This window comes from Catellatospora chokoriensis (assembly GCF_011297315.1).
Lineage (GTDB): Bacteria > Actinomycetota > Actinomycetes > Mycobacteriales > Micromonosporaceae > Catellatospora > Catellatospora citrea.
The window spans coordinates 283894-298750 of sequence record NZ_JAAOTI010000002.1; the positions used below are offsets into that span (position 1 = coordinate 283894).

Genomic DNA, 14857 nt, shown 5'->3' on the forward strand with positions numbered 1-14857 from the left:
CCGGCCGCCGGCCGGCAGCGGGCAGTGGGTGGTGGTCAGTCGAGGAGGCGGAGGCGTTTCATGTCCATGCCGCCCAGGCCGTGCGGTATGTCCGAACCTGAGTGCAGGTCCTCGCCGGCGCTGACCGCCTCGCTGGTGCTGGTACGCGAATGCTCGCTGGCGAAGTCGGCCTCCTCGGCGAGCACCTCGTCCAAGCTCAGCGATTCGCGGGGTTCGGGCTGCATGTGGCCATTGTCCGCCCGCCGGATGGTTCGAGTTCGCCTGATCGGGGAATCCCACGGGCAGCCCCGCCGAACCCACCCGGCATCGATCATGAAGTTAGGGCAGCGACACACCGTCGAACACGTCCATAAGTTCATGATCAACGGGAAAAGGGGGTGGGTGAGTGAGGGGGAATCATGGGGTGGGGGTGGGGTTGGGGGAGTAGGTTGGGCGGTCTCACGTACCGGTGGTGATGGGCGGGGGTGAATGTGGTGGTGCAGCAGCAGGTGATGCGGGACGCGGGGGTGCGGATCGCGGATCGGGCCGAGGCCGAGGGCTATGTGGCCAAGGTGTGTTTCAAGACCGGGCCGCCTGGGCGGGTGGGCATCGAACTGGAGTGGACCACGCACCACCTGGACGATCCGGCGCGGCCGGTCGATCCGGGAGCACTCGGCTCGGCGCTGGGCGAGCACGCCCCGCGGAGCCTGGTGCCGGACAGCCCGCAGACCCCGCTGCCGCACGGCGGCCGGGTCACCCTCGAACCGGGCGGGCAGGTGGAGATCTCCACCGAAACCAGCGACTCCCTCGCCGGGCTGCTCGACGCCACCACGGCGGATCTTTGGCAGCTGACCGGCCTCCTCGATCACGCGGGCCTGGCACTGGACGGGCGGGGCTGCGACGCCCACCGCCGGCCGGACCGCATCCTGGACACCCCGCGGTACGCGACCATGGAGCGCGTCTTCGACCGCTTCGGCCCGTACGGCAGGCAGTGGATGTGCGGGACGGCCAGCGTGCAGGTGTGCCTCGACGTGGGCCTGCCCGAGCGGGTCGCGCCGCGCTGGCGGGCCCTGCACGCGGTGGGCCCGGCGCTGGTCGCCGCGTTCGCCAACTCGTCCCGGCACGCCGGGGTGGACACCGGCTGGGCGTCGGCGCGGATGCGGGCCTGCCTGGCCGCCGACCCGATGCGCAACGGGCCGCCCGCCGACGACGCCGATCCGGTGGCCGCCTGGGCGCGGCGGGCGCTGGACACACCCTTGCTGTGCGTACGCCGGGACGGCTCGTGGGAGGCGCCGCCCGGCGTCACCTTCGCGGACTGGATCGGTGGCGCGATCCCCCCGGGGCCGACCTATGCGGACCTCGACTACCACCTGAGCACGCTGTTCCCGCCGGTGCGGGCGCGCGGCTACTTCGAGGTGCGCTACCTGGACATGCAGTCCGGGACGGACTGGGTGGCCCCGGTGGCGGTGCTGGTCGCGCTGTTCGCCCGGGAGGAGACCGTCGATGCGGCGGCGGCGCTGGCCGCCCCTGCGGCGGGGCGCTGGGTGCAGGCGGCCCGGCACGGCCTGGCCGACCCGGCGATCGCCGCGGTGACCCCGCCCCTGCTCGACCTGGCCTGCTCCGCACTCGACCACACCGACCTGCCGCCCGCGACCGCCGAGGCGGTGCGGGACGTGGTGGCGCGGCGGCTGCGGGAAGGGGGCGTCAGATGAGCGCCCGAACCGTGCCGCCGACGAGCGAGCGAGGTGAAGCCATGAGCACCGGACTGCGGGAGCGGGCCGCCGCCGAACTGACCCGGACCCGGCAGCGCAGCGTCGGGCTGACCGACGCGGTGGACGACGACGATCTGGTCCGCCAGCACTCCCGGCTGATGTCGCCGCTGGTGTGGGACCTGGCGCACGTCGGCAACCAGGAGGAGCTGTGGCTGGTCCGCGACGTGGGCGGGCGGGAGCCGGTCCGCGCCGACATCGACCAGCTCTACGACGCGTTCAAGCACCCGCGCGGGGAGCGCCCGCAGCTGCCGCTGCTGGGGCCGGCCGAGGCGCGGGCGTACGTGCGCACGGTGCGCGAGAAGGTGCTGGACCTGCTGGACACGGTCGAGCTGGAGGGCCGCCCCCTGGTGGAGCAGGGCTTCGCGTTCGGGATGATCATCCAGCACGAGCAGCAGCACGACGAGACCATGCTGGCCACCCATCAGCTGCGTACCGGTGACCCGGTGCTGGTCGCCGTGCCGCCCCCGCCGTCGCAGGCGATCGTGGCGGGCGAGGCGCTGATCCCCGGCGGCCCGTTCGAGATGGGCACCTCGCTGGAGGCGTGGGCGCTGGACAACGAGCGGCCCGCGCACCAGGTCGACGTGCCGCCGTTCTTCCTCGACCGCGCGCCGGTCACCAACGCGATGTACCAGGCGTTCATCGACGCCGGCGGCTACGACGACCCGCGCTGGTGGAGCCCGCGGGGCTGGGCGCACCGGCGGGAGGCCGGGCTGACCGGTCCGGGGCACTGGCACGGCGACGGCACGTACACCCGGTTCGGGCGGCGGGAGCCGATCGTCGGTGACGAGCCCGTGGTGCACGTGAGCTGGCACGAGGCGTCCGCGTACGCGGCCTGGGCCGGGCGGCGGCTGCCGACCGAGGCCGAGTGGGAGAAGGCGGCCCGCTTCGACCCGGCGACCGGGCGCTCGCGCCGGTACCCGTGGGGCGACGAGGATCCGGCGCCCGAGCACGCCAACCTGGGCCAGCGGCACCTGTCCCCGGCGCCGGTCGGCGCCTACCCGGCGGGCGCCTCACCCGCGGGCGTGCATCAGCTGATCGGCGACGTGTGGGAGTGGACCAGTTCACCGCTGTACGGCTACCCGGGCTTCCGGGCGTTCCCGTACCGGGAGTACTCCGAGGTCTTCTTCGGCGACGACTACCGCGTGCTGCGCGGCGGCTCGTTCGGCACCGACGCGGCGGCCGTCCGGGGCACGTTCCGCAACTGGGACTACCCGATCCGGCGGCAGATCTTCAGCGGCTTCCGCTGCGCCCGCGACCCGCGCCCGGGGGAGCTGGCCGCCTGATGTGCCGCCACCTGGTCTATCTCGGTCCGCCGGTGCCGCTGGCGGCGCTGCTGGTGGAGCCGCCGTACGGGCTGCAGCACCAGTCCTGGGCGCCCCGCGACATGCGCGGCGGCGGGACGATCAACGTGGACGGTTTCGGGGTGGGCTGGTACACCCCGGCCGGTCCGGTGCGCTACCGGCGGGCGGTGCCGATCTGGACGGACCGCAACTTCGCCGCGCTGGCCCGGGTCACGGTCACCGGCTCGCTGCTGGCGGCGGTGCGCTCGGCGACGCCGGGCCTGACCGTGACCGACGACGCGTGTGCCCCGTTCAGCGGGGACGGCTGGTTCTTCAGCCACAACGGGTTCGTCGCGGGCTGGCCGGACACGGTGGCGAAGCTGGCCGAGCGGCTGCCGGTGACGGATCTGCTGACGATGGACGCGCCCACGGACGCGGCGTTCGTGTGGACGCTGGTGCGCGACCGGCTGCGCGCCGGCTACGGCCCGGCCGAGGCGCTGCGCGCGACGGTGGCCGAGGTGAGCGCCACCGCGCACGGCTCCCGGCTGAACCTGCTGCTCACCGATGGCGACAAGGCGTACGCGACGACCTTCGGGCACGCCCTGGCGGTGCACCACTCGCCCGGGCGGGTGGTGGTCGCCTCCGAGCCCTTCGACGACGACCCCGGCTGGGTGCAGGTGCCCGACCGCCGACTGGTGGTGGCGCACCCGGCCACGTACACCGTGGAGGAATTATGAAGCTCGACGTGTACCTCACACCCGACGACCTGAGCGAGCAGCTGCGCGAGGACGCCCGCGAGGGCCTGACCTCGTCTCCGAAGTGGCTGCCGCCGAAGTGGTTCTACGACGCGTACGGCAGCGACCTGTTCGAACGCATCACGCAGCTGCCCGAGTACTACCCGACCCGGGCCGAGCGCGCCGTGCTGGCCGAGCACGCCGCCGACATCGCCCAGGAGACCGGCGTGAAGACGCTGGTGGAGCTGGGTTCCGGGTCGTCGGACAAGACCCGGCTGCTGCTCGACGCCATGCACGACACCGGCACGCTGGCCCAGTTCGTGCCGCTGGACGTCTCGGAGACGGCGCTGCGCTCGGCCGCGAAGGCGATCGACGGCGACTACCCCGACCTGGAGGTGCACGGCATCGTCGGCGACTTCAGCCACGACCTGCACCGTATCCCGGAGGGCGGGCGCCGGATGGTGGTGTTCCTGGGCGGCACGATCGGCAACCTGCCCCCCGTCGAGCGGGCCGCGTTCCTGGAGGAGCTGCGCGACGTGCTGCACGAGGGCGAGTGGCTGCTGCTCGGCACCGACCTGGTCAAGGACCCGCAGACGCTGGTCGCGGCGTACGACGACGCGGCGGGGGTGACCGCGGAGTTCAACCTGAACGTGCTGCGGGTGCTCAACCGCAACCTCGGCGCCGACTTCGACCTGACCGCGTTCGAGCACGTGGCGCTGTGGGACCCGAAGCACAGCTGGATCGAGATGCGGCTGCGGGCGACCCGGGACATGCGGGTGGAGGTGCCTGCGCTCGACCTGGACGTGGACTTCAAGGCCGGCGAGGAGCTGCGCACCGAGGTGTCGGCGAAGTTCGACCGGGTGCGGGTGGAGGCCGAGCTGGCCCGGGCCGGGTTCCAGGCGGCGCGCTGGTGGACCGACCCGCAGGGCCGTTTCGCGGTGACGCTGGCGCGGGCGGTGGAGTAGCCGGGTTCGGTCCCTCCGCCGTGCCGTTGGTGGTGAGATGTCGGGTATGGGGGATCTGCGGCCGCGAATGCCGGGCGACGCCGCCGACAAGCCCCGCCTGACCTGGTTCGACTTCGTCATCACCGCCGTCGCGCTGATCGTCGGCCAGATCGACGAGCTGGTCGGCGCCGGCTCGCCGGGGCTGCTCGGACACTCGGTGATCGCCGAGGTGCTGACCCTGGCCGCGGGACTGTCCCTGCTGGCCCGGCGGCGCTGGCCGCTGCTCGTCACCCTGTTCGTGGCGGCGTGCCACCTGTTGGCGTTCACCCCGTTCGTGTTCGCGGTGATGATGTACACGATGGGCGTCATCACCCGGCAGTGGTGGCAGCTGGGCGTGCTGTCCGTGTTCGGGGTGGGCGTGCAGGCGCTGTCGGCGGCGGAAGGGCTGGCCCCCGATGTGCGCGCGTGGGCGTACACCCTGTCCTTCGCCCTCGGGCCCCTGTTGCTGGGGTGTGCCGCCGGGGTGCGCCAGGACCTGGTGGTCAGCCTGCGGGCGCGGGCCGGGGACCTGGAGCGGGAACGGGACATGATGGCGCAGACCGCGCGCCGGGCCGAGCGCGCCCGCATCGCCCGCGAGATGCACGACGTGGTGGCGCACCGGGTCAGCAACATGGTCGTCACGGCCACCGCGCTGCAGAGCGTCCCCGAGGCGCAGGCCCCCACGGTGCGCCTGGAGGTGGACCGCATCCGCGACGAGGGCCGCGAGGCGCTGACCGAACTGCGCGGTCTGCTCGGCCTGCTGAACGCGCGCGGCGCGCCCGGTGACAAGGCCCCGCTGGCCCCGCAGCCCGCCGCGCGCGACCTGCCCGCTCTCGTGGAGCGCATGCGTGGCGTCGGCCGGATGCCGGTCGAGTTGGACGTCACCGGCTTTCCCGAGCTGCTGGCAGACCGGACCCAGCGCGCGGTGTACCGGCTGGTGCAGGAGTCGCTGACCAACGCCGTCAAGCACGCGCCGGGCGCGCCGGTGCGGGTCGGGGTGCGCTGCGCCGCCGACGGGGTGCACGTCACGGTGGAGAACGACCGTCCGCCGGGCGGGCGGGGGGCGGGTCTGCCCAGCTCCGGCCACGGTCTGATCGGGCTGAGCGAGCGTGTCGACCTGCTCGGCGGCGAGTTCGCCGCGTTGCCGCTGCCCGCCGGCGGATTCCGGGTGACCGCGGTCATCCCGCCCGCCGGGCAGCCCAAGGCCGTCCCGCCGGGCGGCGGTGTCGCGGCGCAGCCGCAGGTCAGCGCGGGAGAGGGCAACTCATGATCAAGGTAATGATCGTGGACGACAACGACATCATCCGGCGCGGCCTGCGCACCATCATCGACGCGGCCGACGACCTGCGGGTGGTGGCCGACGCGGGCGACGGGCGCAGCGCGATCGAGGCGGCCCGGCGGGCCAGGCCGGACATCGCGCTGGTGGACATCCGCATGCCGGGCATGGACGGGCTGACCGCCACCCGCCGGCTGCTGGAACTGGACACCCCGCCCCACGTGATCATCCTGACCACGTTCAACACCGACGAGTACGTCGACGAGGCGATCCGTTCGGGTGCGGCCGGTTTCCTGCTGAAGGACTCGCCGCCCGAGGAGCTGCTGCGGGCGCTGCGGGCCGTGCACGAGGGCCACGCGATGCTCGATCCGGCGGTCACCCGGCAGGTCATCGACGCCATCGCCGACCAGGCGCCCCGGCTCAGCCCGCAGGAGAAGGCGCAGCTGGAGTCCCTGACCGCGCGGGAGGTCGACGTGCTGCGGCTGATCGGGCGGGGACTGTCCAACGCCGACATCGGCGCGGAGCTGTTCATGACCGAGGGCACGGTGAAGGGCTACGTCAGCGCGATCCTCACCAAGCTGGCCGCGGAGAACCGGGTCCAGGCCGCCCGGGTGGCCTACCGGGCGGGCCTGGACAGCGGGTGAGCAACGCGGCAGCGCTCGGCCAGGAAGAGGGGGACACCGAGGCGCCGGCTGTTCGTCGGTGACCGGCGTCACCGCGAATATTTCATCATGCGTTGACTTGACGCCGTGGTGGCGCGTTAAGCTTGCGTTAACGCATTAGTTGCGAAGTCACAAGCAAGAGGAGGTGCCGTGGAGAAGCAGCACGACCAGCTCGCCGAGGACATCGGGCTGTTCCGGCGCGCGCTCATCCCGGACTTCCTGCTCGGCCTGCTCCGCCGGATGGGCGACGAGGAGCCCAACCTGCTGCAGATGGCCAGCCTCTACGCCCTGGACGCCGGACCGCACCCCACGGTCCGAGACCTCGCCGAGCAGGTCGGCCGGTCGATGTCGGTGACCAGCAGGCTGATCGACCAGATGGTGCGCCGCGGCTGGGTCGAGCGCGCGGAGGACCCGGTCGACCGGCGGGCCAAGCGGCTGCGGATCACCCCGGCCGGGCGTGACTACCTGCGTGCCTTCGAACGCGTACGGGCGCAGGCGCAACGGCAGCTGATGACGTACCTGACCGACGACGAGCAGCGCCAGGTGAGCGAGGCCATGGCACTGCTCGGCAAGGCCTCTAGGAGACATCTCGATGAGCGAGCGCAGGGAGCGGATCATGTGGCCTGAGACCCGGGTCGCGGGCGAGCGAATCAGGGCGACGGTGACTCGTGCCGGAGCCGGGCGCAGCGGGGTGACGGCATGAGCGCGACGGTGACCCCCGCGACCGACCTCGTCCTCGACTTCGCCGACATCGACGCCGGGATGCTGCCGGTGGTCGGCGGCAAGGCCGGCAACCTGGGCGTGCTGACCCGGGCCGGCCTGCCGGTGCCACCTGGGCTGTGCCTGACCACCGAGGCATACCGGCTCGTCGCCGACACCGCGCACCTCGACGAGATCCACGAGGAGCTGGCGCGCACCGCGCCGACCGACGTGCCCGCGCTCACCGCGCTGGCCGGGCGGGCGCGGGCGGCGCTGCTGGCCGCCCCGATCCCGGCGGGCATCGCCGCCGCGGTCGCCGCCGGGTACGCCCAGCTCGGCGACGACGTGCCGGTGGCGGTGCGCTCCTCGGCCACCGCCGAGGACCTGCCGTTCGCCAGCTTCGCCGGGCAGCAGGACACCTACCTCAACATCGTTGGCGAGGACGCCGTGCTCGACGCCGTACGCCGCTGCTGGGCGTCGCTGTGGACCGACCGGGCGGTGGTCTACCGGGCGACCCACGCCATCGACAACCGCACGGTGCGGCTGGCCGTCGTCGTGCAGCGGATGGTCGACTCCGCCGTGGCCGGGGTGCTGTTCACCGCCAACCCGGTCACCGGTCACCGCCGCCAGGCAGTCGTCGACGCCAGCCCCGGTCTCGGCGAGGCCGTCGTCTCCGGCGCGGTCAACCCCGACCACTTCGTGGTGGACACCGCGGGCGGGGTCATCCTCGACCGGCGGCTGGGCGACAAGCGGCTGGCCATCCGGTCGCTGCCCGGCGGCGGCACCGAGCACGTCGCGCTGCCCGCCGGCGGCGACACCGCCTGCGTCACCGACGCGCAGGTGCTCGCGCTGGCCGCGCTCGGCGACCGGGTCGAGGCGCACTACGGCGCGCCGCAGGACACCGAGTGGGCCATCGACGGCGACGGAGCGCTGTGGCTGACCCAGGCCCGTCCCGTCACGACGCTGTTCCCGCTGCCGGAGCACGCCCCGCCGGCCGGTGCGGACACCCGGGCCTACTTTTGCTTCAGCGTCGCCCAGGGCCTGTACCGTCCGATCACGCCGATGGGCATGGCCGCGTTCCGGGTGGTGGCCTCGTCGGCGGCGCGGTTCTTCGGCTTCGGCGTCGCCGACCCGCTGGCCGGTCCGGCCGTGTTCGCCCCCGCCGGGCAGCGCCTGTTCCTCGACGTCACCACCGCAGTGCGCAGCACCATGGGCCGCACCCTGATCCCGAAGATCCTCGGGGTCATGGAGGCCCGCTCCGCGGCGATCTTCCTGGAGCTGTTCGAGGACCCGCGGTTCACGGTGACCCGCCGCTCGCGCCTGCCGTTCGTGCGCCGGGTCGGCCGGACGGCCGTCAAGCACCGGGTGCCGGTCAGGCTGGTGCGGGCGCTGGCCAAGCCGCAGCGCGGGCTGGCCGCGGTGGACCGGGTCGGGGCCGAGCTGGAGAGCCGGCTCACCGCGCCGGAGCGGGCCACCGCCGCGCAGCGGCTGGACTTCGTCGAACGCGTGCTCGGCAACGAGGTGGTCCCGCTGCTGCCGCGGGTCATGCCGGTGGCCGCGGCGGGCTTCGCCGCGCTCGGCATCGCCGACCGGCTGCTCGGGGCCGACGCCGCGGTCGGCGACGTGCAGGCCGTGCTGCGCGGCATCCCGCACAACGTCACCACCGACATGGACCTGGAGCTGTGGCACCTGGCGGTCCGGCTGCGCGCCGACGACGCCACGGCACGGCTGTTCGGCACGGCGAAGGTGGACGAGCTCGCGCACCGGTACACCGCCGGCACCATGCCCGCGGCGGCCCAGGCCGGGATCGCGGAGTTCCTCGCACGGTACGGCCACCGCGCCGTCGCGGAGATCGACATGGGCATGCCGCGCTGGTCCGACGACCCGCGCTACCTCCTCGGCGTGCTGGCCAACTACCTGCGGACGGACCCGGCCGACGGGGCCGCGCTGACGCCCGACCGGCTGTTCGCGCAGGGCGCGGCCGAGGCCGAGGCGATGGTGGAGACGCTGGCCGCTCGGGCCGCCAAACGCAGCCGCCTGCGCGGCAGGCTGGTGCGCGCCATGCTCGGCCGGGCCCGGCAGCTGGCCGGGGTGCGCGAGCTGCCCAAGTACTACATGGTGCGGATCATCGCGGCGTGCCGGCAGCAGGTCGCCCTGGTCGGGGCCGAGCTGGCCAAGGAGGGGCGGCTCGCCGAGGCCGACGACGTGTTCTTCCTCGACCTCGCCGAGACCCGGGCGGCACTGTCCGGAACGGACCAGCGGGTGCTGGTCGACGCGCGCCGCCGGGCGTACGACGAGGAGCTGCGCCGCCGCCACATCCCGCGGGTGCTGCTGTCCGACGGCACCGAACCCGCGGCGAAGGCGGCCCCGGGCAGCGCGGACGGGGCGCTGACCGGCACGCCCGCCTCGGCCGGGACGGTCACCGGCACCGCCCGGGTGATCCTCGACCCGGTCGGCGCGCACCTGGAGCCCGGCGAGATCCTCGTCGCGCCGTCCACCGACCCCGGCTGGACCCCGCTGTTCCTCACCGCGGGCGGCCTGGTCATGGAGATGGGCGGGGCGAACTCGCACGGGGCCGTGGTCGCCCGCGAGTACGGCATCCCCGCGGTGGTCGGCGTCCCCGACGCCACCGCCCGCATCACCACCGGCCAGCAGATCACCGTCGACGGCGCCGCCGGCACCGTCACCCTCCCCTGACTCCCACCCATCCCCACCCGGGCGGCCCGCCCCCAGCGGGCCGCCCTGCACTGCCTCATGACCCTCCACCTGCCGCAACTCTTGAAGAGTCGCGGTCCCAGCAGGCCGGTGAGGGCGCGACTCTTCAAGAGTTGCGCCAGGGTTGGGGCGGGGTGGGGTGGGGGAGGTTATTGGCCGAGGGCGCGTTGGAGGGCTCGGTAGATCTTGCCGAAGCGGGCGGCGTCGTCGATGCGCAGCAGGAGGACCTGGGTGCCCTGGGTCTCGGCCCAGACCTCGTAGATGGCGTTGCCGCGGTCGTAGCTGTCGTCGACGCGGTGCAGGGCCCACTCCCAGAGCAGCGGCACCAGGCCGAGCACCAGCAGCAGCACCGCCACCAGCAGCAGGGTGTCGCGGGGGAACGGCAGCCTGCCGAGCGCGGCGGCGACGCGGGACTCGCCGTACGCGGATGCGATCAGCCCGATCAGCGCGACGAACCCGGCGAAGGCGGACAGGATCATCAGCAGGTTGAGGATCCCGCGCCCGGCCGTGCGGCGGCGCACCTGCCAGTCGGGGCGCTCCTGGCGGTGCCAGACGTAGCGCAGCTCGGAGAGCCGGAACCGGCGGTCCTCGACCTGTATGTACGTCGAGGTCACCGCCACCGTCTCATCACGATAGTAGGTGATCACGACCCCTCCGACGCTTCAGCGTTGTCTTAGGATCGCGCAGAGTGACCAAGTCGTCCGTGAGTGAATCCGCCCGCCCTCGATCGGCGGACTTGCCTGGCACCTGTGCGTATCTTGGTCCCGCTTTCGCCCACCTGCCTGGCAAGTCGGGCGATCTTTGCCCCCGACCGCGCGCGACGGGGGTGGGGTGTCGCCCGTGAGCTGGCGCGGGGTCGACATACTGGGACGATGTTCACCCTGGACGAAGCGCGCACCCGGCTCGCCGCGCTGATGCCGCAGCTCGAAGAGCTCATCGGCGTACGCGCCGACCTCGCCGAGCTGCGCGCCGATCTGGACACCGGCGGGCACAGCGAGCTGGGCGGGCTGGCCGAGGCCAAGGCGCTCGAAGCGCGGCTCTACGCCGCGCTGGAGGAGATCGCCGATGCCGACATCGAGGTCAAGGGCTTCGCCCCGCTGCTGCTGGACTTCCCCGGCGAGCTCGACGGCCGTCCGGTGCGCTGGTGCTGGCTGGAAGGCGACGACGGCATCGACTGGTATCACCGCAGCGACACCGGCTTCGCGGGCCGCCGCCCCTGCTGACGGCGGGTCAGCCGCGACGCTGGGCGCGGGCGGGCATCTGCTCCTGAGGGCGCAGCAGCAGCCCCGCCTGGGCGGCGGGCAGCGGCCGGGACAGCAGGTAGCCCTGCCCGAGGCGGCAGCCCAGGTCCCGCAGTGCCGCGCGCTGGTCCTCGGTCTCGATGCCCTCGGCGATGGCGACCAGCCCGAGCGAGTCGGCGATGGCCAGGATGGCCCGCACGATGCTCAGGTCGAGGTGGCCGCCCCCGGGACCGGTGACCCCGCTGACGAAGGACTTGTCGATCTTCAGGATCTCGATGGGCAGCCGCTTGAGGTAGCTCAGGTTCGAGTAGGCCGTGCCGAAGTCGTCGAGCACCAGGTGCACCCCGGCCGCGCCGAGCGCCCCGGCGTACTCGGTGACCTCGTGGCGCAGGTAGCTGTGCTCGGTGATCTCCAGCCAGATGTCGGCGGGGTGCAGCCCGGCGGCCCGGATGACGTCCAGCGTGCGCTCGGCGGCGCGGTCCTGGTGCAGCTGCACGGGGGAGAGGTTGACGCTCATGCCCAGGCCGCGGCCCTCGGGCAGGCGGTGCCACTGGGCGAGCTGGCGGCAGGCCTGCGCCAGCACCCACTGGCCGATCTCGACGATGGCCCCGGTCTCCTCGGCCAGCGGGATGAACACGTCCGGCGGCACCGTCCCGTGGTGCGGGTGGGTCCAGCGCAGCAGCGCCTCGAAGGCGACGATGGCGCGGGTGTCCAGCGCGAAGATCGGCTGGTACGCCAGGTGCAGTTGGCCGCGGGAGCGCGCGAGCAGCAGCTCGGAGCGCAGGTCCAGCCGGTCGCGGGAGCGGTGCGAGGCGTCCTCGTCGAAGACCTCGACCTGGCCGCTGCCGCGGGCCTTGGCCACGTACATGGCCGCGTCGGCGTCGCGCAGCATGGTGCTCGGCGTGGCCTGGCCGCGGATGCCGAGCACGCCGCCGATGCTGGCGGACACGTGCACCTGCTCGCCGCTGACCACGAGCCGGTCGTCCAGGTCGGCGCAGACCCGGGCCCCGATCTCGGCCACCTCGGACAGCTGCTTGACCCCGTCGAGCACGATCACGAACTCGTCGCCGCCGAACCGGGCGAGCAGGTCATCGGGACGTACGCTGCTGCGCAGCCGCTCGGCGACCTGCATCAGCAGCTCGTCGCCGGCCTCGTGGCCGAGCAGGTCGTTGACGGCCTTGAACCCGTCGAGGTCGCAGAAGAGCACGCCGACCCGGGTCGCCTCGTCGGCGGACAGCAGCGTGTCCAGGTGCGACACCAGCGCGCTGCGGTTGGCCAGGCCGGTGAGCGGGTCGCGGGTGGCCCGGTCGGTGAGCGCGCGGTACAGCTCGGCGTTGGTGAGCGCGACGCCGAGGTGGTTCGCGAAGATCGTCATGATTTCGAGGGTGCCCTGGGCGAACAGCCGGGGGCGCTCGCGTCCGGCGCACAGCAGGGTGGTCGCGCCGTTCTCCCGGGAGACGGCGACCTTCAGCATCTCGGGCAGCCCGGCGTCGCAGGTGGGCAGGTCGTCGAGGCTCTTCGCGGGGACCGGCCAGGCCGCGACGTGCTCGGGTGGCAGGCCGCGGTGGGCGCGCAGCTGCCCCTGGCCGCCTTCGACGGTGACGACCCAGGCCCGGTCCGCGCCGGTGAGCCGGAGCAGCAGCCCGGCGGCCTCGTCGAGCAGCGGCTCCACCTCCAGGTGACGGGCCAGCAGGTGGCCGTAGTGGGCCAGCTGCTCGATGATCGCGTGGCGCTCGCGCTCCTCCAGCGCCATGTGCAGACGGGCCGCGACCGAGGTCAGCATGCGCAGGTCGGCGACGGCGAACGGCTGATCCAGGCTGCGGAACAGGATGAGCAGGGTGTCGGCGTACGGCTCGGTCGACAGCGGGATCCACGCGGCCGACCGGATGCCCAGTCCCGCCACCGAACCCGGGGCGTCCTCGCCGGGCACGTCGCCGTGCAGGGCGGCCGGCTCGGCGGTGGTCAGCGTGCGGCGGGCGGCCTCGCCCACCGGCCAGCCCTCGGTGTATGCCGGGTCGTCCTCGGGCAGCCCGCACGACGCGGACACGATGAGCCGGTCCCCGGTCACCCGGGCCATGCAGACGACATCGGCGAAGAAGGCGTCGGACAGCTCGTTCAGCATGTCGCCGATCAGCTCCGCCGAGCCGGCCGGGCGGCCCAGCAGGTCCAGCAGCTGGATGAGCCGCGTGGTGTCGCGGTAGGCGTCGCGGGCCGCGTCGACGGCCTCGGCAAGCTGCTGTCTGAGCTGCTCGGTCTCGCTGTCGGCGGGCACGGCGGCGGTCACAGCGCGATCGCGGTCAGGGTCGCGTTGTGGTATCCGGCGACGCGGGTGGTCCGGGCGAACTCGCCGTAGGTGTAGAAGCCGAACGTCGCCACGTCACCGGCGGCGTCCTGGATCAGCGCCGCCTCCTCGGCGCCCTGCTCGGCCAGCACGTCGAGGCGGGCGACGCAGCTGAACGCCAGCAGCACCGACGCGTGGCGATCGGCCAGGCTCCGGCGGACCACGTCGCCGGTGACCCGCAGCAGGTCCTCGGCGCGGCAGGACACGATCTGCACCGGGGCGTACAGCGGCAGCGGGCTGAATGTCATGAGCCGGCCGTCGTCGTCGATGTACGCGCCGCGGATCAGCTTGCTGCCGTCGGGCTGGATGAGCCCGAAGGCGTACGCCGACAGGTAGCCGGGCGCGGGTTTGATCAGGCCGGGGCGTTCGAAGTTGACGTCGTCGTGGAAGTGCTCGCGGAACACCTCGACCGCGGGGCGGCCGGCGATCTCCTGGATCTCCAGGCCGTCGGACTTGGTGACCAGCAGCGGCAGGCCCACGTCGTGCCAGCCGTGTTCGGCGACGACCGACAGCGGCGCCGGTGCGGCGATCCAGACGGCGGTGGCCCCGCCGTCGGTGAGCACGTTGTCGTTCTCGAACACGCAGGTGCGGATGAGCAGGCGGTCGTCGCCGGCGCTGCCGCCAACCACGGGCACCGGCGCGCCGAGCACCTTGTGCACGCCGTTGAGCAGCTCCTGCTGGTGACCGGCCAGTCCGGTGGTGAGCAGCAGCAGGGCGGCGTGCGCGGCCGGTTCGGGCCCGGCGGCGGCGCGCGCGGCCCGGGCCAGGCGCTGCCCGGCATGGTCGCCGTCCTCGGTGACGCCGGTGACCGAGGCCACGCCGAAGCGGTACGGCCCGGCCGACAGCGCGAGCACGGACACCCCGAGGCCGGGGTCGATCAGCCGGCCGTCGTGGAACTGCCCGCTGGTCGTGGCGCCGACCAGGGGCGCCTTGCCGGTGGCCCGGCGCACCGCGTGCAGCAGGGCGATCAGGTCGTAGGAGACGGAGGCGTACATGATGATCAACTCTGGTGGCGTGCCGTGCAGGCCGGCCAGGGCCTCGGCGGCCGCGCCCCGCCCGGCCGTGACCGCGTCGGCGGCGTCGCTGTAGCCCACCCCGACGCGCAGCGGCTCGGCGGCGGTCGGACGGGCGCCGGGCCGGGGTGTGGGTACGTCGACAGGCATCATCACTCCTAG

13 protein-coding genes are annotated in these 14857 nt (G+C 73.5%); 9 read left to right on the plus strand and 4 right to left on the minus strand.

What is annotated here, in order from left to right; translation table 11 throughout:
- Window positions 1-35 precede the first annotated feature (35 nt).
- Window positions 36-224 carry a hypothetical protein gene (locus tag HAV39_RS03875; protein ID WP_120318829.1) on the minus strand — a complete coding sequence of 63 codons (189 nt, stop codon included), beginning with the start codon at window positions 222-224 and terminating at the stop codon, window positions 36-38.
- Window positions 225-470: 246 nt separating this feature from the next.
- On the opposite strand from HAV39_RS03875, the gene HAV39_RS03880 reads away from it, so the two are divergent.
- From HAV39_RS03880 to HAV39_RS03915, 8 genes are all read left to right on the plus strand, one after another.
- Window positions 471-1691 (plus strand): glutamate-cysteine ligase family protein, encoded by a 1221-nt coding sequence (locus tag HAV39_RS03880; protein ID WP_191837981.1) that lies wholly within the window; start codon window positions 471-473, stop codon window positions 1689-1691.
- 41 nt (window positions 1692-1732) lie between these two features.
- Entirely contained in the window at window positions 1733-3034 is a 1302-nt protein-coding gene (gene egtB / locus HAV39_RS03885) for an ergothioneine biosynthesis protein EgtB (RefSeq protein WP_191837765.1), read from the plus strand.
- Window positions 3034-3768, plus strand: a complete 735-nt coding sequence (gene egtC / locus HAV39_RS03890; RefSeq protein ID WP_191837766.1) for an ergothioneine biosynthesis protein EgtC — start codon at window positions 3034-3036, stop codon at window positions 3766-3768. The genes egtB and egtC overlap by 1 nt, the downstream gene beginning before the upstream one ends.
- Window positions 3765-4730 carry an L-histidine N(alpha)-methyltransferase gene (gene egtD / locus HAV39_RS03895; protein ID WP_191837767.1) on the plus strand — a complete coding sequence of 322 codons (966 nt, stop codon included), beginning with the start codon at window positions 3765-3767 and terminating at the stop codon, window positions 4728-4730. The genes egtC and egtD overlap by 4 nt, the downstream gene beginning before the upstream one ends.
- Before the next feature lie 46 nt (window positions 4731-4776).
- Window positions 4777-6018 (plus strand): sensor histidine kinase, encoded by a 1242-nt coding sequence (locus tag HAV39_RS03900; protein ID WP_191837768.1) that lies wholly within the window; start codon window positions 4777-4779, stop codon window positions 6016-6018.
- Between the two features lie 8 nt (window positions 6019-6026).
- The gene (locus HAV39_RS03905) at window positions 6027-6668 is read left to right on the plus strand and encodes a response regulator (protein ID WP_239120357.1); all 642 of its coding nucleotides are present in this window, start codon (window positions 6027-6029) and stop codon (window positions 6666-6668) included.
- Window positions 6669-6836: 168 nt separating this feature from the next.
- Complete coding sequence (locus tag HAV39_RS03910) at window positions 6837-7313, plus strand: MarR family winged helix-turn-helix transcriptional regulator (protein WP_191837770.1); 477 nt, start codon at window positions 6837-6839, stop codon at window positions 7311-7313.
- A 72-nt stretch (window positions 7314-7385) separates the two neighbouring features.
- A complete protein-coding gene (locus HAV39_RS03915; protein WP_191837771.1) occupies window positions 7386-10082 on the plus strand; it encodes a PEP/pyruvate-binding domain-containing protein in 2697 nt (898 codons plus the stop codon).
- A gap of 167 nt (window positions 10083-10249) precedes the next feature.
- Here the strand turns inward: HAV39_RS03915 and HAV39_RS03920 are convergent, their stop codons facing one another.
- The gene (locus tag HAV39_RS03920; RefSeq protein ID WP_191837772.1) at window positions 10250-10747 is read right to left on the minus strand and encodes a DUF6232 family protein; all 498 of its coding nucleotides are present in this window, start codon (window positions 10745-10747) and stop codon (window positions 10250-10252) included.
- A 225-nt stretch (window positions 10748-10972) separates the two neighbouring features.
- Here HAV39_RS03920 and HAV39_RS03925 point away from each other — a divergent pair, with 225 nt between their 5' ends.
- The gene (locus HAV39_RS03925; RefSeq protein WP_191837773.1) at window positions 10973-11323 is read left to right on the plus strand and encodes a DUF2203 domain-containing protein; all 351 of its coding nucleotides are present in this window, start codon (window positions 10973-10975) and stop codon (window positions 11321-11323) included.
- Between the two features lie 7 nt (window positions 11324-11330).
- On the opposite strand, the gene HAV39_RS03930 is transcribed toward HAV39_RS03925, so the two are convergent.
- The gene (locus HAV39_RS03930; RefSeq protein ID WP_191837774.1) at window positions 11331-13625 is read right to left on the minus strand and encodes a putative bifunctional diguanylate cyclase/phosphodiesterase; all 2295 of its coding nucleotides are present in this window, start codon (window positions 13623-13625) and stop codon (window positions 11331-11333) included.
- Window positions 13622-14845 carry an FIST signal transduction protein gene (locus tag HAV39_RS03935; RefSeq protein ID WP_191837775.1) on the minus strand — a complete coding sequence of 408 codons (1224 nt, stop codon included), beginning with the start codon at window positions 14843-14845 and terminating at the stop codon, window positions 13622-13624. Before HAV39_RS03935 ends, HAV39_RS03930 begins: the two co-directional genes overlap by 4 nt.
- Window positions 14846-14857: the final 12 nt, after the last annotated feature.